We start from the raw sequence: 18,764 nt of genomic DNA, 5'->3' as shown, positions 1-18,764 counted from the left end.
TGGGGCAGAGCTTGGGCAAATGCGCCGCAGCAACAATTCGTTCCGGAACAAGGAAAGGGGGCTCCGGGTTGGCCCGGCATATTCCGAACGACGGGAAAGGATGCCCCCATGGCCAATCTGCAGAATGCGCGCGTGCTGATGCTCGCCACCGACGGTTTCGAGGAATCGGAGCTGTTCGAACCGCGCCAGGCGCTGCTCGATGCCGGCGCGCAGGTGACGCTCGCCTCGATCAAGACCGATCCGATCACCGGTGAGACCGGCGGCGAGAAGGGCAAGAGCGTCACGCCAGACACGACGCTCGACCAGATCGAGCTCGATCAGTTTGATGCGCTGGTGCTGCCGGGCGGCGTCGGCAATCCCGACAAGCTGCGGATGGAGCCCAAGGCGGTCGAGATCGTCCGCGCCTTCATGGACTCGGGGCGCCTGGTTGCGGCGATCTGTCATGCGCCCTGGCTGCTCGCCGAAGCCGATGTCGTCGCCGGCCGACGGCTGACCAGCTGGCCCTCGATCCGCACCGATCTGGCCAATGCCGGCGCCGATGTGGTCGATCAGGAAGTGGTGACCGACGGCAACCTGATCACCAGCCGCAAGCCGGATGATATCCCCGCCTTCAACCGCGCGGTGATCGCCGCGCTGGAAGACGTGACCGCCCCGGCCTGAACCCGAGGGCGTTGATCCAGCGCTGCGCGGGGCGCTCCACCCAGCGGTGGAGCGCCGTCGACGCGGCGAGTACCAGCAGCAGATACAGCGCCGCGAGCGGCCAGCCGATTTCCTCGGTGCGGACCAAGGCAAGCTTGAACGCGAACCACAGCAGAAAGTGGCTGAGATAGGTGGCATAGCTGACCGTGCCGAGCCGACGGAGCGCCGGGCGTTCCAGCGGATTACCCGGCCGCCCCGCGCCTGTCGCCAGCACCAGCAGCAGCGCCGCCATGGCGGCGGGCGCCACCGCCGTTTCGGGCAGTCCCGCCACCCAGCCGATCGCCGGGAGGGTTACCGCCAGCAGGAGCGGCAACAGGGTTGCTCGGGGTTGACGTTCCCAGAGGGCGTACAGCAGGGTTCCTGCCGCAAATTCGAGGAGGCAGCGCACCCACCCCAGATGGGCAATATCCTGGCCGAGATCGGCCGCGCCGCGCAGCGCGAAGGCGGCATGGAGCAGCGCCAGCAGGGCCACCAACGTCGCCAGCGGGGCGAGGAACGGGCGGCGGCGCCAGTCGATCGCCAGCGCCCAGAGCGGGAACAGCAGATAGGCGGCCATCTCGCAGGATATGGACCAGGCGGGATCGTTCCAGGACAGCGGGTCGGCGAATCCCCAGGCCTGCACGAGCAGCAGGTGTGCAGGCAGCGCGGCTATCGGGAAGTCCTGCGTCGTGCGGCCGCTTGCCCGCAGCAGTAGGACCAGCAACAGCGCGAAGCCGAGCATTGCCGCGTGGAGCGGCCAGATTCGCGCCACCCGCCGGCGAAGAAAGGGCATGAAGGCCGCTCGGCCGCCGGTGCGCAGCCCTTCGCCGTGGCGGAGCGCAAGGACAAAGCCAGAGAGCAGAAAGAAAAAGTCGACCGCGAGATAACCTTTCGCGAGCACCGCCTCGGCAGTGCCGGACAGCCCGGCAAACGAACCGCGTATATGGTACAGCACCACCCACCACGCCGCGATGCCGCGTGCGGCGGTAAGCGCGCGCAGTTCCGCCTTGCTGCTCACGCCGTGGCGGCGGAGCGCGTGCGCCGCGTGTGCAGCGGCCGCCAGTCGGCCGCCGCGCGCTTGCGGGCGCAATAGGTGTCGAGCCCGATCTGTGCGCCGATCAGCATGTAGACAAAGGGCTGGAAAGCGATCGCCACGAACGCGGCACCGAGCAGGTAGACGAGGTGCCCGTTCTGCAGCGCGGCGGCGAGCGGGGCGATCCAGGCCTGCTCGCCTCCGGCACGCGCATAGCGGCGGCGGAGCACCTCCATGCGGAACAGCCCGCCCAGATTGATCGCCAGCCACAGCGCCAACCCCGGATAGCCCTGCTCGCCCAGCATCTCGAAATAGGCGCTGTGATAGGCGCGCGCCTTGTCCACCTCCAGCGAGCGATCGACAACGGCGACGCCGCCCTGGTCCTCGACGGCAATCTTCTCATAGCGGATCTGGTTCTGGCGATAGGCCTCGAATCCGCCGCCGAGCGGATGTTCGCGCGCATAGTCCATCGTCCATTGCCATACGGCCAGACGCGTGGAGGCGGAGGCATCGCCCTGATAGGTCTTGATCGTCCCCATCCGCTCGGTGAAGGCGGCGGGCAGGAAGGGCAGGGCAAGCAGCGCCATCGCCGCCACGCTGCCGAGATAGAGGAGCTTTTTCTGCGAATCGCGCAGCATCAGCACCGCGACCAGCCCGATACACAGCAGCCCGGTGCGCGTGGAGGTGCCGATCGGGATCAACAGGCAGGCGAAGCAAAGCGCATAGGCAAAGGTCTTCGTTCGCCAGTCCGGCGCGAAGAGCGTGCCGTACCGGGTGAACCACAGGATCAGCGGCAGGATCGCGATCGCCACCGTGGAAATGGTGCTGCCCTCGTACAGCCCCGAATTGTTCGAGACCATCAGGTTCAGCTCGCCATAGCCGCCGCCCGACAGGATCGTCTTGATCGCGCCGACGATGATGATCGAGCTCGCCGACAGCACCATGAACAACAGCAGCGCCTCGATCCGCAACCGGGTGCGCAGGGTGAGCGGCAGGAAGGCGGCAAAGGCGAGCGCCTTCCACACCCAGTCCCATTTGTCCCTGGCCTCGGCTGGAAAATCGGCGTTCTGCGTCGTGAACCAGCAATAGCCGATCAGTGCCACGATCAGCAGTTGGCGGGGTGCCACGCGCACGTCGCGCTTGTCGTCGAACAGCAGGAAGCCGCCGAGCGCCAGCGCTGCCGCCATCGCTGAGATCGGCAGCGAATTGAGCAGCAGATAGGTCAGCCGCTGGGGCGCTACGATGTCGATATAGGCATAGACCAGCACGAACAGGAACGGCTTGCGAAAGCCGGTCCCGAAGAAGGCCGCCAGGAACAGGACGAAGACCCAGTCACGCACCGCGCTTGCCCCAGGGCGCGCGCCTCTTCCTGTCGGGGGGCGGTGCGGCCTGCTCGCGATCCAGATCGGGGCGGCGGAGCTGCAGGAAGGCGGCCAGCAGCATCAGCCCATGGGTGAGCGCAAGCGATAGATTGTCGATCATCGAGCGGGAGTTCCTTCCGGAAACCTGATAGCCGAGGCGCGGTTGACGTGCCGTTAAGCGCGGCGTGGCATGCAGGCGGCCATGCGAGTCCTGCACCTTCTGGATCACGGCTTGCCGCTCCATAGCGGCTATGCGTTTCGTACCCGCGCGATCCTGAAGGCGGAGCTGGACCGCGGCTGGGACGTGGCGGCGGTGACCGGGCCGCGTCAGGGTCTGGCGCTCGCGGGCGAGGAGACGATCGACGGCCTGCGGTTCTTCCGCACCCGGCCCATCGCCTCCGCCTTGCCTGGGGTGGGCGAATGGCGCGAGATCGATGCCTTCGCCCGGCGCGTTCAGCAGGTGGTGAGAAAATTCCGTCCCGACGTGCTGCACGCGCATTCGCCGGTATTGTGCGCACTGGCGGGTCTGCGCGCCCGCCGCTGGACGGGCATTCCGTTGCTCTACGAGATTCGCGCCTTCTGGGAGGATGCGGCGGTCGGCAACGGCACCGGTCGGGAAGGCAGTCTGCGCTATCGTGTCACGCGCGCTCTCGAGACCCATGCGGTGCGCAAGGCCGATGCATTGGCAGTGATCTGCCAGGGCCTGCGCGACGATCTCATCGCCCGCGGAATCGATCCGGGAAAGATCGCGGTATCACCTAACGGCGTCGACATGGGAATGTTCGGCGCGCCCGTGCCGCGGGACGGCGCGCTTGCCGAAACGCTGGGGCTGCGCGGGGCAGACGTCATCGGCTTCATCGGCAGCTTCTACGACTATGAAGGGCTGGACGTGCTGATCGCCGCGATGCCCGCGCTGGTAGCGGCACGGCCGACGATGCGCCTGCTGCTCGTCGGCGACGGTCCCGCGGAGCCCGCGCTGCGGGCGCAGGCCGCGGCCTCACCGGTCGGTGATCGCATCCAGTTCCTCGGGCGCGTGCCCCATGAGGCGGTGGAACGCTACTACAGCCTGATCGACGTACTGGTCTATCCGCGCAAGAAGATGCGCCTGACCGACCTGGTCACGCCGCTCAAGCCGCTGGAGGCGATGGCGCAGAATCGCCTGGTCGCCGCGTCGGATGTAGGCGGGCACCGCGAGCTGATTGCCGATGGAATCACCGGCACCCTGTTCCGGGCGGACGATCCCCAGGCCCTGGCGAGCGCGCTCGAAAAACTTTTTCGCGTTCAAAATCAATGGAATACAAGAAAAATGCGTGCGCGTGCCTATGTGGAGGCAGAGCGTAACTGGCGTGTAAATGTTGCAGTCTATGACGGTTTGTATGAAAACCTTGCCATAAAGATGGCATGAGAACCACGTGGTCGCACACGTACCGGGTGAATGCATGAAGATGCCGCTCGTACCCTTGGCCGCCGTACTCCTCGGCGGTGTCTCGGCTCTGGCAACGTTCGCCCTTCCGGCGACGGGGCTGACGGCTATCGTTTCCGCAGACGACGGCATGGGCTGGGTCGCTACGGCCGTGGCGTTGCTGGGCGGAGTCCCTCGTTTCGTTTCCGCAATTGCTACCGGTGCCATCGGTGCGGGTGCGGGGGCGGGCATCGCCCACCGGTTGCGGCGATCGACGCGCGCCCCGGCCACGCTGTCCGGCCTTGAGATATTGCCGACGCCGCGAATCCGACGGGCCGATGCGCATCCCGATGCGCGGCCGCGACCGCCGTTGCGCCCGGCGCACGAACTCGACATCCCCGCCTGGGCCATCGTTCCCGTCGAGATGCCGACCGCCGCCGAGCGCGACCTGCCCGCGGACCTGAATCAGCCGCTCGCCGCCTTCGATCCGATGGCGATCCCCACCGTGCCGCTGCCGCCCCCCGTGCCGCCGCGCCGCGACCGCGCGGCGAGCGCCGCCTTGCGTACGCCGTCGGGCCGCGACCCCGCCGATCGGCTCGTCCGCCCTGAAACCGATGCCACCGTCCATGCTCTGCTCGAGCGGCTAGAGCGGGGCGTGGTTCGCCGAAACCAGGTGGTGCAGGCACGCGGTCGGGTGCGTGCCGATCGCGGCCTGGACGATGCACTGGCGGCGCTGCGGAGCCTGGCGCGCCAGGCCTGAGCGCCGATCAGCATTCCTCGACGGTGAGCGCCTCGATCGTGGCGCACAGCACGCCGTCCGTCGCCGCGAAGGTCGCGACGTGCAGGTCGGCGACAAGATGGCCGCTGATCCCCAGCTCCAGTTCGGGAAGCGCGACGAGCCAGGCCTTGGCGACAAGGCTTTCGTCCAGTTGCACCGTAAGCCGGTGCCGGGCACCGTTGAAGGTGACGCTCGCCCAAGGCACCCAACGCGCTTCGACGATAAGCAGCACACAAGCTTCCGCCGCCGCCGCGGCGATCAGCGCGCGTTCGAGCCGCGCACCGACATCGCGCCGCCGCGCCGTCCTGGCTGCCATTCCGGCGGGGCGGCAAGGAAGGCGCGCAGCCGTGCCGCCAATGCCGGCCCCGGTACGCGCCCCAGCCGCAAATCCCCGACCAAGCGCGGGTCTCTCGCCGCCAGCCGCCCGAACCGCGTCGCCGGCATTTGCGTCCGCTCCAGAAACGCCTCGATTTCTCCATGCAAGGACACCCATGTGCTCCTCCTTCGACTCGGATGATCACGATATGTTCTCATCTGAGCCTTGCGTAGGAAAAATCCTAAGTGTAGGAAAGAGGGTATGGAAGCCGATGTACAACGGGCGAATTTCGCGAAGCTGGTGGCAGCGCGCGGGCTGCGGCTCGCCGCCTTGTCGCGGGTGCTTGGGCGCAATCCGGCTTATCTTCAGCAATATCTGATGCGCGGGTCGCCCCGCGAATTGCCCGAGCGCGATCGGGCACGGCTGGCGGAGTATCTGGGGGTGGACGAGATGTTGCTCGGCGGCCGCCCGCCGGCGGCGCTGGTCACCGTTCCGCGCATTGATCTGCGCGCGTCGGCAGGGCCGGGCGGCTGGGCGGAAGAGGAGACGATGCAGGCGCCGTTCGCCTTTCCGCCGCCGCTGCTTCGCCAGCTCGGCGTGCGGCCCGAGGCGGCGTCGATGGTGCGTGTCACGGGCGATTCGATGGCGCCGACGCTGGATGACGGGGACGAGATCCTTGTCGATCGCGATCGCTGCCGGATCGATGCGCGGGGCATTTTCGTGCTGCGGGTGGAGGGCGAGCTGCTCGTCAAGCGGCTGCGCCCGGCAGTCGGCGGCGTCGAATTGCTGAGCGACAATCCGGCCTACCCGGTGCGGCTGGCCCGCGCGGGGCACTTCCAGCTGATCGGCCGCGTTGCCTGGCTTGGGCGCGCCCTGTGAGCGACGATAGCGAGATTGCAGCATTCATCCGGGCGAACCTGCCGGTCACCCCTGTGCCCGGCGTGCCGGAACTGCGGATGCACAAGGCGGGGCCGGCGAGCGGCGTCGGTCGGCTGGGCAATGCGGCGCCCTATTGGGCGTATTGGTGGGCGGGCGGGCTGGCACTGGCCCGGTACGTGCTGGACCATCCGGCATGGGTGGCGGGGCGTCGGGTGATCGATCTCGGCGCGGGTTCTGGCCTGGTCGGCATCGCCGCCGCGCGAGCGGGCGCGGCCCGGGTCGTCGCCTCCGAGATCGATACCCATGCCCGGATCGCGATCGCGTGCAATGCCGCGCTGAACGCGGTGCCGATCGCCGACATCCTGGGCGACATGACGAACGGGCCGGGTCCGGACGCCGATCTGCTGCTCGTCGGCGACGTCTTCTATGCGCCCGAGGTGGCGGCGCGGGTCACCCTCTTCCTTGATCGCTGCGTGGCGTCAGGGCTGCAGGTGCTGGTCGGCGATCCGTGGCGGGCGCCGCTGCCGGTCGAGCGGCTGACGCTCCTGGCGCGCGATGCCGTCGCCGAAACCGGCACGGCCAAGCCGGCAGGCGTGTTCGCCTATCGCACCGGGTGAGGCCCGGGGGCAGGGCGCCCCCGGCTACCCCTTTACCAGACGTGGACCCGCGCTTCGGGCGCCAGGTACAGCGCGTCGCCCGGCTTCACGCCGAACGCCTGGTACCATTCGTCCATGTTCCGGACGATGCCGTTCACCCGATACTTGTCGGGGCTGTGCGGATCGGAGAGCAGCTGTGCCCGCACCGCGCCCTCGCGCGCCTTGCCCTGCCAGCTGGCGGCATAGGCAAGGAAGAATCGCTGGTCGCCGGTCAGGCCGTCCAGCACCTTGGGCTCGCCATGGCGGGCGACATAGCGGCGATAGGCGGCATAGGCGACTTCCAGCCCGCCGAGATCGGCGAGGTTCTCGCCCAGCGTCAGCTGGCCCTTGATGTGGACGCCGGGGATCGGCTCATAGGCGTCGAACTGCTTGACCAGCGCCTGGGCGTGCGCGGTGTAGCGTTCGGCCGCCTGCGGCGTCCACCAGTCGCGCAGCTTGCCGCTGGCATCGAACTGGCGGCCCTCATCGTCGAAGCCATGACCCATTTCGTGGCCGATCGTAGCACCCGTCTCACCGTAGTTAACCGCCGGATCAGCGGCGGGATCGAAGAAGGGTGGCTGGAGCTGGGCGGCCGGGAAGGTCACCTGGTTCATCACCGGGTCGTAATAGGCGTTTACCGTCTGCGGAGTCATCGCCCACAAGGTGCGATCTACCGGCTTGCCGAGGCGGGACAACTCCAGATTCCACTCGAACCTGTCCGAGGCGAGATCGTTGGCGAGCGGATCGGTCGCACTCACCGGCATCGCCGCATAGTCGATATATTTGTCTGGATGGCCGATGCGCGGGTCGAACGCGGCCAGCTTGGCCAGTGCTTCCTTGCGGGTCGGCGCGTCCATCCACGTCGCGGCCCGGATCTTGTCGGCATAGGCGGCGCGGAGATCCTCGACGAGTTCCTTCGACAGCGCCTCGGCAGCCGGGCCCCAATGGCGCTCGGCGTAAATTTTCCCGATCGCCTCGCCCAGCGCGCCGTTCACCAGCCGCACGCCGCGCTTCCAGCGCTCCGACTGCGCCTGGACGTCGCGGAGCGTGCGGCTGTAGAAATCGAACTGCGCGGCGTCGAACGCCTTGGGCAGGAAGGACGCATGGTCGCTGATGAAGCGGAAGCGCAGCCAATCCTTCCAGGTTGCGAGCGGCACGTCGCCCAGCCGCTTGGCGGCGGCGGAGACGGCGGTGGTTTCGCGCACCACCACGGTCGGCATCTTGCCCAGCCCCTGATGCGCGAGCACTGCGTTCCAGTCGAACTCGGGCGCCAGCTTGGCGAGCTGGGCGCGATCCATGGGGTTGTAGGTCTTCTGCGGATCGCGGCGCGCCTCGGGCGTCCACTGGTCTTTGGCGAGGCTGGTTTCCAGCGCCAGGATCGCATCCGCCTTGGCCTCGGCATCGGAAATGCCGGCCAGCTGCTGAATCTTGACGATATAGGCGCGATAGGCCTTGCGGATCGTCTCGTATTTCTCGCCCGGCAACAGGTAATAGTCGCGGCTCGGCAGGCCGAGGCCCGCCTGACCCGCCATCACCGTGTAGCGGGTCGGGTCCTTCTCATCGGCGGAGATGCCGATGCCGATCGGGCTGGCATAGCCGTGATCGGCCATCAGCAGCGCGAGTGCGTGGCGGTCCTGTACCGCATCGATCCGTGCGAGATAGGGCTTGAGCGGGGCGGTGCCGCGCGCCTCGATTCCGGCCTCGTCCAGGAAGGCATGATAGTAGGTGGCGACCTGACGAAGCACCGGGTCGCTCGGCGCGGTGCCGGCATCCTCGATCAGCTTGCGCACCTCGATCTCAGTCTCGTCCGGCAGGTCGTAATTATAGCCGATCCGGGCCTTGTCCGGCGCGATCGGCGCATCGCGCAGCCAGCTGCCGAGTGCGAAGACGTAGAAGTCGTCGCCCGGCTTCACGCTGCGATCCATGGTGGTGAGGTCGACGCCCCAATTGCCGTATTTGGCCGTGGCGGCGGTTTGGGCGAGAGCGGGGGAAGCGAGCAGGGAAGTGCCGAGCAGCAGCGCTGCGATACGCGGGAGACGCATGGATCGGAATGTCCTCGAAGTGATCTATCCCGCTACCACGCTGAAGGGTACGACTCAATTCTTCCGGCACCCGCGCGGGCTGCCCGATCGGGACAGGGGCACCTGCCCCGATCGATGCGCCGCGATCACGCCGTCGCGGGTCGCGGGCGCCGCCGCCGCAAGCCATGGCCGGCCAGCCCGAGGCCCAGAATCATCGTCGCCCAGGCTGCGGGTTCGGGTACGCCGGTGGTGGTGACGATCGGTGTCTGCGTCATCGTAACGGCGCCCCCGGCGATGAAGGTGAGGCCGGTGACGAAGGCGCCGCTGTCGGTGGGGTCGAGCGCTGCGGTCAGGTCGATGTCCTTCAGCTTGAACCCCGTGACGCCGCCCGCGAACAGGCTCGTGAAATCGAAGCTGTACACGCCGTGCGCCAGCAGCACGTCGTCCAGCCCGTAGACGTCATAGCCGTCCACATCGCCTGGAACGGTGGGAAACAGCGCGCTGGTGATGTTCGGCCCGGAGAGAACATTGTAGATATAGCCGGTCGCATAGTCCGGATCGATGAAGATCGGCGTGGCGGGAGTTGCGACGAAATCGAAGGTGAAGGCCTTGGTCACCGGGTTCTGCGGCGCACTCGGCTGGAATGGATTCGATGGCGAACTGCCGGTCTGCGTGCCGTTCACGAACACGCCGGTGAACGCCATGCCGCTGTCGAACGAATCGTCGCCCCAGTTCGCGGCGCCGAAACGCAGCTGGTAGTTGCCGGCAGCAGTGATGGTGTATTCGGACTTGATCCAGCCGGTATAGCCGCAGCCGACGTCATAGCAGTCGCCGCTGCTGGGACCGAGCGGGGCCCAGACCGGCCCGCCGCTGATGATCGGCACCACCGAAGGCGTGAGCACCGCATTCACCGCCGGCATGCTCTGCCCGGGCACGATCGTGCCGCTGGGCTTGGTGCGGGCGGTGAACAGGTTGATCGCCTGACTGTCGTCGGCGGCACCCGCGGTCAGCAGTTGCGCGAAGGCATAGTCGGCGAAGCCTCCTCCGTCCGAGGTGACATAGTTGAAGTAGAAGGACACCTTGTCGCCGACCCGCGCGGCGAAGGCCGAGGAGCGTAGTTCGGAACCGTTGGTGGCATCGCTGCTGTAGCCGGTGATCTTCGCCGCGCCCTGCTGCCCGAGATAGGTGGAGATCCAGTTCCAGCTGGTCGCGCCCCCCGGCGGGGCGGTGACGGCGCCGTCCGCCGTGCTGGCGGTGCCGCAATTGCCGATGCAGGTGTCCGCTCGCGCGGCGAACGGGGTGGACACCATCACGAGCGCAGGTGCGATCCATGCGCATTTCCAATGCCGCATCAGGTCTCTCCAGATATAGCTATGTTGTTCAATTGCCCCCGCGTGAAGATATGCGAGTTGCAAGGGGGTTGCTACCTATTCTGGCAGAGATAGACGCTGCTAGGTTCGGACCGGATATTATTCCGGCACTTGCGCCGCTAAGGCACTGAATTGTGGAATGTCGCTTTTTTCGGAAATCCACCGTTTCGGGCCTATCGGCGATCTCCGACATCGGGCTTGCGAAGCGCTCGTTGCACCTGATCCGGCAGACGCAAAAAAGGGGCGCCCGGATCGCTCCGGGCGCCCCTTCTTCAGCGGATCCTTCTGGGATCAGCTCGAATAATACATGTCGTACTCGACCGGGCTGGGGGTCATTTCCCAGCGCGCGACTTCGCCGCGCTTAATCTCGATATAGGCCTCGATCTGATCCTTCGAGAACACGTCGCCCTTCAGCAGGAAGTCGAAATCGGCTTCCAGGCTGTCCAGCGCCTCGCGGAGCGAACCGCACACGGTCGGCACCTCGGCCAGTTCGGCCGGGGGCAGATCGTACAGGTTCTTGTCCATCGGGTCGCCCGGATGGATCTTGTTCTGGATGCCGTCCAGGCCGGCCATCAGCAGCGCCGCATAGGCGAGATACGGGTTGGCCAGCGCGTCCGGGAAGCGGAACTCGACGCGCTTCGCCTTGCTGCCCGCGCCGTACGGGATGCGGCACGAAGCCGAGCGGTTGCGGCTCGAATAGGCGAGCAGCACCGGCGCTTCATAGCCCGGCACCAGGCGCTTGTAGCTGTTGGTGGTCGGGTTGGTGAAGGCGTTGAGCGCCTTGGCGTGCTTGATCACGCCGCCGATGAAATAGAGGCAGGTCTCGCTGAGGCCCGCATAGCCGTTGCCGGCGAACAGCGGGTTGCCCTTTTCCCAGATCGACATGTGGGTGTGCATGCCCGAGCCGTTATCTTCCTTGATCGGCTTCGGCATGAAGGTCGCGGTCTTGCCATAGGCCTGCGCGACCTGGTGCACGACATACTTGTAGATCTGCATGCGGTCCGCGGTCTGCACCAGCGTGCCGAAGGTCAGGCCGAGCTCGTGCTGCGCGGCGGCGACTTCGTGGTGGTGCTTGTCGCAGGGCAGGCCCATCTCGAGCATGGTCGAGACCATCTCGCCGCGGATGTCGACGGCCGAGTCGACCGGCGCAACGGGGAAATAGCCGCCCTTGGCGCGCGGACGGTGGCCGAGATTGCCGGCTTCATATTCGCGGCCCGAATTGCCCGGCAGCTCGATGTCGTCGATCTTGTAGTAGCTGGTCGAGTAGCTGTTCTCGAACCGCACGTCGTCGAACATGAAGAACTCGGCTTCGGGGCCGACATAGATGGTGTCGCCGATGCCGGTGGTCTTCAGATACGCCTCGGCGCGCTTCGCGGTCGAGCGCGGGTCGCGGGCATAGAGTTCGCCGGTCGAGGGCTCGACGATGTCGCACACCAGGATCAGCATCGGGGTGGCCGAGAACGGATCGATCCACACCGCGTCCAGATCCGGCTTCAGGATCATGTCGGACTCGTTGATGGCCTTCCAGCCCTCGATCGACGAACCGTCGAACATCAGGCCGTCGGTCAGCTCGTCCTCGCCGAGGACCGACGCGACCATGGTCAGGTGCTGCCACTTGCCCTTGGGGTCGGTGAAGCGCAGGTCGATCCACTCGATCTCCTGATCCTTCACCATCTTCAGGATGTCACTGGCCGAATTCGCCATGGTAATGCCCTTTCGCTCTCTTTCGTCTGCCCGACGAATCGGGCAATAAAATTTCTCGTGCGCCGGCCTCATCGCCGCCGCGTACGTCCCCGTCAAACGGCGTTTTCGTTCCGCTCCCCGGTGCGGATGCGCAGCGCTGTCTCGACCGGGATCACGAAGATCTTGCCGTCGCCGATACGGCCGGTCTGCGCGGCGGCGGCGATCGCTTCCACGACGCGCTCGGCCAGCGTGTCTTCCACCACCACTTCCAGCTTCACCTTTGGCAGGAAGTCCACGACATATTCGGCGCCGCGATAGAGCTCGGTATGGCCTTTCTGGCGGCCGAACCCTTTGGCTTCGGTGACGGTGATCCCCGAGACGCCCACTTCGTGCAGCGCCTCCTTCACTTCATCCAGCTTGAACGGCTTGATGATGGCTTCGATCTTTTTCACGTTTTCCCCCAGGCAGCGGTTTCGGGCCGCGACAGGTCTGATTCCTGGGTGTTTAGCAACCTGCATGCCAGAACGGGAATAGCCAGCGTGGCCCCACGCGCCGAACGGATTTCGGCGCAGGAATCTGCCTGATTATCAGGCAGTGCCTGCCCAATCGCGCGGCAGATCAGGCGGCGCGAACCTCGACCAGGAAGCGGTCGATCCCCGCCGACAGGGCTTCGGCACCGGTGAGCAGGGCGGTGGAAAGATCGGCGATGGTGTGGGCGCTGCCCGACGCGGCCTGTGCGGAGGCGCGAACGCGCTCGATGTCGTCCTGCACGCCGTGCGTCGCGGCAACGCTGTCGTTGACGTTGCGGGCGATGCTGTGGGTGCCATGATGCTGCGCGCGCACGGCGTGCTCGACGCTGGCGGAGAGCCCCGCGATCCCGGTGATCGCCTGCTCCACCCGGCCATGATTGATGGCGACGCGGTCCACCACCGCGCGCACATCGGCGACCTTGGTGCCGATGCTGTGCGCCGCGTTGCGAACCTGACCCGAGAGTGCCTTGATCTCGTTGGCCACGACGGTGAAGCCGCGTCCGGCGTCACCCGCCCGCGCGGCCTCGATCGCCGCGTTTAGCGCAAGAAGATTCACCTGTCCGGCGATCTCGCCGATCGTCGAGGTGACCGCACCCACCGTCTGCGCGAAAGCGTCGAGCTCGGCGGTGCCGAGGCGGCTGTCCTCGACCAGTGCTACCGCTTCGGCGGCCGAGGCGCGCGCCGTCACCGTGTCGCGGGCGATGGCCTCCAGCGTCGCCGCCAATGCGTCCGAATCGCGCGCGATCGCGGCCAGATTGTCGCTGCTCTGTGCAACGGCGGCGGCGAGTGCGGTCGCCGAGGCGCTGTTGGCCGTCGCGCGTTCCGCCGTCGCGCCGGCGCTGGACCGCAATGTGCTCGCCAGATCGCGCAGGTGCCCCGCCATCGCCCCCACCTCGGCCTCGATCCGCTCGCTCGCCCGCTCGATGCGGCGGGCGCGTTCGGTCTGCGCCGCAGCTTCGCGCACGCGATCCTCGGCGGCGAGCTGGATGATCCTGCGGTTGCTGATCGCGGCGAACAGCTGGCCGCCGCGGGTGAGGATCATGCCTTCCTGCCCTTCGGCAGCGGCATAGGCGTCGACGAGCGCGCGCAGCGGCTGGGCGTAATCGGCGGTGGGGCAGGGGCGCACCATCGATTCCAGCCGCCGGCCATAGGCGGGGTTGCGCAACAGTGCATGGCCATAGGGGTTGAGCAGCAGCCGACGCACGTCCTTCTCGAACAGAGCCCCCAGCGGGCGGCGCGCCGAGTCGAGCACCGGCAGCAGGCGCAGCGACGGATCGTCCTGGAAGCAACGCACGGCCTCGCCGAGCGGCGTCTCCAGCGTCAGCCAAGGCGGCGCGCGCTCGGCGGCGGTGAGCCATTCGAAGAGGAAGCGGAGATGGGCGGGCGTATCGAGCATCGACGCCCCCGGTAGGGGATGTGGGTAAACGAGCGATTAGTGTTTGATGACAGGTTTACGACACCTGCCCATCAAATCTTCGAACATTTGCGGCTGAAACTCCTCGGGCGGGGAGGGGTTGTAGTCTCATGCCCGGCAGGGGGTTTCAGATGCGGTTGCCGCCGATGCATGCGCCAGCCGAGTTGCGGCGACGGATTGTCGATGCCGTTGCACCGGCGAATGTGCGCATCGTCACGATCGCGCGCGGCTCGCTGGTGCTGATGGTGCACGGCCTATGCGCGGTCGAGCCCGCGCAGCGCAGCGATTGCTGGATCGAGGCTGCGGGCGGCACGCTGGATGCGGATGATGCCAGCGCCCTGCTCCACCACTGGACAACCGGTGCCCCGGTGGGACGCGGCGTTTAGCGGCCCGAAGCGCTACTTTCTGGACGCGGATCGCTTCCGGTGGCACAGGGCCGCCTTCATATTTTTCCCTCCCGGCCCGCATCGCGGCCGTCCGGGCAATAAGAGCGTTACGAGGACCGACCTTCATGACCGTCGACACGCGCGCGCCCGCGCTGCTTCCCGAACACCCCGCCTTCGCCACCGCCAAGGTGCTGTGGGTCCGCCATTGGAACGAGCATCTGTTCAGCTTCGCGATCGCGCGGCCGGCCAGCTTCCGCTTCCGTTCGGGCGAGTTCGTGATGATCGGGCTGGAAGGCGAGGGCGGCAAGCCGCTGATGCGCGCCTATTCGGTCGCCAGCCCGTCCTGGGCCGAGGAGCTCGAATTCCTCTCGATCAAGGTGCAGGACGGTCCGCTGACCTCCAAGCTCCAGAAGATCGTGCCGGGCGACGACATCTATCTCGGCAAGAAGTCGACCGGCACGCTGGTCGCCGACGCGCTGCTGCCGGGCCGCCGGCTGTTCCTGCTGTCGACCGGCACCGGCCTGGCGCCGTTCCTCAGCGTCGCGCGCGATCCCGAGATCTACGAGCGCTTCGAGCAGGTGATCGCGGTGCACAGCGTGCGCCGGGTGAGCGACCTCGCCTATCACGACGAACTCGCCGCCAAGCTGGCCGACGATCCGCTGATCGGCGAGCAGGCCGCGGCGCAGTTCCACTATGTGCCGACCGTCACGCGCGAGCCGTTCCACACCAGCGAGCGGATCGGCACGCTGCTCGAGAACGGCAAGCTGTTCGACGGCGTGCCGGGCGATGCGATGCTCCACCCGGAGACCGACCGCGTGATGCTGTGCGGATCGATGGACATGATCCGCGATTTCGCCACGCTGCTCGAAGGCAAGGGCTTCAAGGAAGGCTCGAACAACGCGCCGGGCGACTTCGTGATCGAGCGGGCATTCGTCGGCTGAGGGCTGAGGGCGTTTCCCACCCGGCGTTTCCTCTCCCGCGAAGCGGGGGGGGGGGACCGCCGCCGAAGGCGGTGGTGGAGGGGGAATCCCTCCGCCGCCGGGATGGCCCCCTCCACCATTTGCTGCGCAAATGGTCCCCCTCCCCGGAGCTGCGCTCCGAGGGAGGAAACACTTGATACTCAGGCGGCGAGCGCCGTCGTGCCGCTCACCGCGCGAATGTCAGCGGCCAACTCGTCCACTCGCGCGGGATCGGCGTCCCAGGCGAACATGAATCGCGCGCCGCCGCCGATGAAGGTGTAGAAGCGCCAGCCCCGCGCACGGAGCCCCTCCAGCACCGGCTCGGGCGCGCGGACGAAGACGCCGTTGGCTTCCACCGGGAACATCAGCTCGATACCCGGCAGCCCGGCGATCTGCGCCGCCAGCCGCTGCGCGCAGCCATTGGCGTGGCGCGCGTTGCGCAGCCAGGCGCCGTTCTCCAGCATGCCCACCCAGGGCGCCGCCAGGAAGCGCATCTTGGAGGCGAGCTGCCCGGCCTGCTTGCAGCGATAGTCGAAGTCCTGCGCCAGCGCACGATCGAAGAACAACACCGCTTCGCCCACCGCCATGCCGTTCTTGGTACCGCCGAAGCAGAGCACGTCGACGCCCGCGCGCCAGGTGATGTCGGCGGGGTCGCAGCCCAGCGTCGCCACGGCATGCGCGAAGCGCGCGCCGTCCATGTGCAGCTTCAGGCCCAGCTCGCGGCAGACGGCGGAGAGCGCCTTCACTTCCTCCACCGTATAGACCTGCCCTGTCTCGGTCGGCTGGGTGATCGTCACCACGCGCGGCTTGGGGAAATGGATGTCGGAGCGGCTGGTCGCCACCGCGCGCACCGCCGCCGGGGTCAGCTTGCCATCCTCGCTCAGCGCGACGAGCAGCTTCGAGCCGTTGGAGAAGAATTCGGGCGCACCGCATTCGTCGGTCTCGACATGCGCGGCCGCCGAGCAGATCACGCTGTGATAGGATTGGCAGAGCGCCGCCAGCGCCAGCGAATTGGCCGCAGTGCCGTTGAAGGCGAAGAACACCTCGCAATCGGTATCGAACAGCGTGCGAAAGGCGTCGGCGGCGGTGTGGGTCCAGCGATCATCGCCATAGGCGGGTGCGTGGCCGGTATTGGCGGCTTCCATCGCTGCCCATGCCTCGGGGCAGATACCGGCATAATTGTCGCTGGCGAATTGCTGTGCTTCGGTCGTCACGCGCTACTGGCCTTCTTCCTGTGAGACAGGAGGCGGGCGACGACAGGAAATGTGGCGTGGACACCGTGTTGCCGGGTTCGGCCACATCCCTCCACTTGGTCATGGAGGCACCACCTTGCACGGGGCAGGTTGGTGCCGGGCGTCGGCCCGACTCTTGATGCTGGGGGGCGGATAGCGGAAGTTGCGGGAGGGCGCAAGATTGTTGCGGAGCGCTGCCTGTAGTTGGTGGCGCCCGCGTCACCCCTTCATTGTCATCCCCGCGAAGGCGGGGATCCATTGGCGCTGAATCGAGGGTTCTTGCCCCCAGCGCACAGGCGAATGGATTCCCGCCTTCGCGGGAATGACGAGGGTTCGGTGTCGGCCCGACGCCTCAGTACGGCGGCTGGTGCAGGCCCTTGGGGCTGGTGGTGAAGATCTCGCAGCCGGTCTCGGTGATGCCGATCGAATGCTCGAACTGCGCCGAGAGCGAGCGGTCGCGCGTCACCGCCGTCCAGCCGTCGTCGAGCAGCTTCACGTCCGGTCGGCCGATATTGATCATCGGCTCGATCGTGAAGAACATGCCCGGCCGCAGCTCCGGCCCGGTGCCGGGGCGGCCGACATGAACCACCTCGGGCGCGTCGTGGAACACCTGGCCGAGCCCATGCCCGCAGAAATCGCGGACCACGCCGTAGCGATGCTTTTCGGCATGGCGCTGGATCGCGTGGCTGATGTCGCCCAGATGGTTACCCGGCCTGGCCTGCTCGATGCCGAGCATCAGGCACTCATAGGTCACGTCGACCAGCCGGCGCGCCTTGATCGGCACGTCACCGACCAGGTACATGCGGCTGGTATCGCCGTGCCAGCCGCCGAGCAGCGGGGTGACGTCGATGTTGACGATGTCGCCGTCCTTGAGGACGCGGTCTCCCGGGATGCCGTGGCAGACGACATGGTTGATCGAGATGCAGCAGCTGTGGGTATAGCCGCGATAGCCGAGCGTCGCGGGCACGCCGCCGGCCGCGACGGTCATCGTGCGGACGATGTCGTCCAGTTCCTGCGTGGTCACGCCCGGTACGACGTGCGGCACCAGCGCGTCGAGGATCTCGGCGGCAAGGCGGCCCGCCTTGCGCATGCCGTCAAAACCTTCGGGACCATGGAGCTTGATGGCATGGCTGCGCGCCTGCGGCATATCCGCGGTGACGTTCACATATTCGGTCATGACGGCCATATAGGCATTTGCACCCGCCTTTGCGAGAGCGTAGCGCTAGGCGCATGCACGAGCGGATCTGGACAGCGGCCCTGGTGGTGATCGGCGACGAAATCCTGTCGGGCCGTACCCAGGACAGGAACATCGCGCAGCTCGCCACTTGGGCGAACGCGCAGGGCATCCGCCTGGCCGAGGTACGGGTCGTGCCGGACCGGCAGGACGCGATCGTCGAGGCGGTCAACGCGCTGCGGGCGCGCAACGACTATTGCTTCACCACCGGCGGCATCGGCCCGACGCATGACGACATCACCGTCGACGCGATTGCCGCGGCACTGGGCGTGCCGGTCGTGATCCACCCGGGCGCCCGCGCCGCGCTGGAGGCCTATTATGCCAGCAAGGGCGGGCTTACCGAGGCGCGGCTGCGGATGGCGCGGGTGCCCGAAGGCGCCGAACTGATCGTCAACCGGATGTCGGGCGCACCGGGGATTCGCTGGGGCAACATCTTCATCCTGGCGGGCGTGCCGCATATCGCCGCCGGCATGCTCGATGCGCTGACCGGCACGCTGGAGGGCGGGCTGCCCGTCGTGTCGCGCACGATCGGCTGCTGGGTCGCCGAAAGCGAGATCGCCGACCTGCTGGGCGAGACCGAGCGGGCGCAGGAAGGCGTGTCGATCGGCAGTTATCCGTTTTTTCGCGAGGGGCGCGTCGGCGCGAACTTCGTCGTGCGTGCGACCGATGCCGTCGTGGTGGATCGGTGTATCGCGATTCTTGCCGAGGGGCTGGAAGCCCGCGGTTACGAGGCGGTCGACGGCGGGATCTGACCGCCGGCCGCGCTGCCGCGCCCGCGCGTCGCTTGGCTGCAAATCACAAGAAAAAGGGCGACACTCCGAAGAGTGCCGCCCCCGTTCGATCCTCCCTTGCG

Annotated in this window: 20 protein-coding genes and 1 riboswitch; of the genes, 8 read left to right on the top strand and 12 right to left on the bottom strand. The window is 67.2% G+C overall.

The features are described from left to right. The first annotated feature begins 108 nt into the window (after positions 1–108). The gene (locus tag S2M10_RS03820) at positions 109–660 is read left to right on the top strand and encodes a type 1 glutamine amidotransferase domain-containing protein (RefSeq protein ID WP_168844928.1); all 552 of its coding nucleotides are present in this window, start codon (positions 109–111) and stop codon (positions 658–660) included. Here S2M10_RS03820 and S2M10_RS03815 read toward each other — a convergent pair. From S2M10_RS03815 to S2M10_RS03805, 3 genes are read right to left on the bottom strand one after another with little or no spacing between them, the layout of a single operon-like run. Beyond that, complete coding sequence (locus tag S2M10_RS03815; RefSeq protein ID WP_168844927.1) at positions 611–1,696, bottom strand: acyltransferase; 1,086 nt, start codon at positions 1,694–1,696, stop codon at positions 611–613. The genes S2M10_RS03820 and S2M10_RS03815 overlap by 50 nt on opposite strands. Continuing rightward, the gene (locus tag S2M10_RS03810) at positions 1,693–3,051 is read right to left on the bottom strand and encodes a putative O-glycosylation ligase, exosortase A system-associated (protein WP_168844926.1); all 1,359 of its coding nucleotides are present in this window, start codon (positions 3,049–3,051) and stop codon (positions 1,693–1,695) included. The genes S2M10_RS03815 and S2M10_RS03810 overlap by 4 nt, the downstream gene beginning before the upstream one ends. Next, entirely contained in the window at positions 3,044–3,301 is a 258-nt protein-coding gene (locus S2M10_RS03805; protein ID WP_168844538.1) for a hypothetical protein, read from the bottom strand. Before S2M10_RS03805 ends, S2M10_RS03810 begins: the two co-directional genes overlap by 8 nt. On the opposite strand from S2M10_RS03805, the gene S2M10_RS03800 reads away from it, so the two are divergent. Both S2M10_RS03800 and S2M10_RS03795 read left to right on the top strand, forming a co-directional pair. Further along, a complete protein-coding gene (locus tag S2M10_RS03800) occupies positions 3,275–4,477 on the top strand; it encodes a TIGR04063 family PEP-CTERM/XrtA system glycosyltransferase (protein WP_168844925.1) in 1,203 nt (400 codons plus the stop codon). The two genes, S2M10_RS03805 and S2M10_RS03800, sit on opposite strands and share 27 nt — an antisense overlap. Before the next feature lie 34 nt (positions 4,478–4,511). Continuing rightward, complete coding sequence (locus S2M10_RS03795; RefSeq protein ID WP_168844924.1) at positions 4,512–5,234, top strand: hypothetical protein; 723 nt, start codon at positions 4,512–4,514, stop codon at positions 5,232–5,234. 7 nt (positions 5,235–5,241) lie between these two features. On the opposite strand, the gene S2M10_RS03790 is transcribed toward S2M10_RS03795, so the two are convergent. After that, positions 5,242–5,568, bottom strand: coding sequence for a hypothetical protein (locus S2M10_RS03790; RefSeq protein ID WP_247650594.1), 327 nt, complete (start codon positions 5,566–5,568; stop codon positions 5,242–5,244). Then, positions 5,511–5,741, bottom strand: a complete 231-nt coding sequence (locus S2M10_RS03785; RefSeq protein ID WP_348770526.1) for a hypothetical protein — start codon at positions 5,739–5,741, stop codon at positions 5,511–5,513. Before S2M10_RS03785 ends, S2M10_RS03790 begins: the two co-directional genes overlap by 58 nt. Positions 5,742–5,829: 88 nt before the next feature. Here S2M10_RS03785 and S2M10_RS03780 point away from each other — a divergent pair, with 88 nt between their 5' ends. Both S2M10_RS03780 and S2M10_RS03775 read left to right on the top strand, forming a co-directional pair. Further along, the gene (locus tag S2M10_RS03780; RefSeq protein ID WP_168844922.1) at positions 5,830–6,447 is read left to right on the top strand and encodes a S24 family peptidase; all 618 of its coding nucleotides are present in this window, start codon (positions 5,830–5,832) and stop codon (positions 6,445–6,447) included. Beyond that, positions 6,444–7,064 carry a 50S ribosomal protein L11 methyltransferase gene (locus S2M10_RS03775; protein ID WP_348770525.1) on the top strand — a complete coding sequence of 207 codons (621 nt, stop codon included), beginning with the start codon at positions 6,444–6,446 and terminating at the stop codon, positions 7,062–7,064. The genes S2M10_RS03780 and S2M10_RS03775 overlap by 4 nt, the downstream gene beginning before the upstream one ends. 32 nt (positions 7,065–7,096) lie before the next feature. Here the strand turns inward: S2M10_RS03775 and S2M10_RS03770 are convergent, their stop codons facing one another. The 5 genes from S2M10_RS03770 to S2M10_RS03750 all read right to left on the bottom strand — a co-directional run bounded on the left by S2M10_RS03770 (position 7,097) and on the right by S2M10_RS03750 (position 14,082). Next, entirely contained in the window at positions 7,097–9,124 is a 2,028-nt protein-coding gene (locus S2M10_RS03770) for a M13 family metallopeptidase (protein ID WP_168844921.1), read from the bottom strand. Between the two features lie 125 nt (positions 9,125–9,249). Continuing rightward, on the bottom strand, positions 9,250–10,455 hold the full coding sequence (locus S2M10_RS22560) for an NF038132 family protein (protein WP_168844920.1): 1,206 nt from the start codon (positions 10,453–10,455) through the stop codon (positions 9,250–9,252). Positions 10,456–10,764: 309 nt separating this feature from the next. Continuing rightward, a complete protein-coding gene (glnA, locus tag S2M10_RS03760; protein ID WP_168844919.1) occupies positions 10,765–12,177 on the bottom strand; it encodes a type I glutamate--ammonia ligase in 1,413 nt (470 codons plus the stop codon). A 92-nt stretch (positions 12,178–12,269) separates the two neighbouring features. After that, complete coding sequence (locus S2M10_RS03755) at positions 12,270–12,608, bottom strand: P-II family nitrogen regulator (protein WP_010544265.1); 339 nt, start codon at positions 12,606–12,608, stop codon at positions 12,270–12,272. Between the two features lie 166 nt (positions 12,609–12,774). Continuing rightward, positions 12,775–14,082, bottom strand: a complete 1,308-nt coding sequence (locus S2M10_RS03750) for a methyl-accepting chemotaxis protein (protein WP_168844918.1) — start codon at positions 14,080–14,082, stop codon at positions 12,775–12,777. A gap of 149 nt (positions 14,083–14,231) precedes the next feature. Between S2M10_RS03750 and S2M10_RS03745 the strand changes: the two genes are divergently transcribed. Both S2M10_RS03745 and S2M10_RS03740 read left to right on the top strand, forming a co-directional pair. Continuing rightward, positions 14,232–14,486: a hypothetical protein gene (locus S2M10_RS03745; protein WP_168844917.1), complete on the top strand. Its 255-nt coding sequence runs from the start codon at positions 14,232–14,234 to the stop codon at positions 14,484–14,486. 125 nt (positions 14,487–14,611) lie between these two features. After that, positions 14,612–15,427 carry a ferredoxin--NADP reductase gene (locus S2M10_RS03740; protein WP_168844916.1) on the top strand — a complete coding sequence of 272 codons (816 nt, stop codon included), beginning with the start codon at positions 14,612–14,614 and terminating at the stop codon, positions 15,425–15,427. Between the two features lie 179 nt (positions 15,428–15,606). Here the strand turns inward: S2M10_RS03740 and S2M10_RS03735 are convergent, their stop codons facing one another. Then, on the bottom strand, positions 15,607–16,659 hold the full coding sequence (locus S2M10_RS03735) for a low specificity L-threonine aldolase (protein WP_168844915.1): 1,053 nt from the start codon (positions 16,657–16,659) through the stop codon (positions 15,607–15,609). A 54-nt stretch (positions 16,660–16,713) separates the two neighbouring features. Then, positions 16,714–16,825: riboswitch (SAM-I-IV-variant riboswitch) on the bottom strand. Between the two features lie 204 nt (positions 16,826–17,029). Continuing rightward, positions 17,030–17,854, bottom strand: coding sequence for a type I methionyl aminopeptidase (map, locus tag S2M10_RS03730; RefSeq protein ID WP_168844914.1), 825 nt, complete (start codon positions 17,852–17,854; stop codon positions 17,030–17,032). 53 nt (positions 17,855–17,907) lie between these two features. On the opposite strand from map, the gene S2M10_RS03725 reads away from it, so the two are divergent. Continuing rightward, positions 17,908–18,663, top strand: coding sequence for a molybdopterin-binding protein (locus S2M10_RS03725; RefSeq protein WP_168844913.1), 756 nt, complete (start codon positions 17,908–17,910; stop codon positions 18,661–18,663). The last annotated feature ends 101 nt before the right edge of the window (positions 18,664–18,764 follow it).

Origin of the sequence: Sphingomonas sp. S2M10 (genome assembly GCF_012650175.1) — a bacterium.
Classification (GTDB): domain Bacteria; phylum Pseudomonadota; class Alphaproteobacteria; order Sphingomonadales; family Sphingomonadaceae; genus Sphingomonas.
Note: the sequence above shows the minus strand (reverse complement) of the source record. Positions and strands in the feature narration are given on the sequence as shown.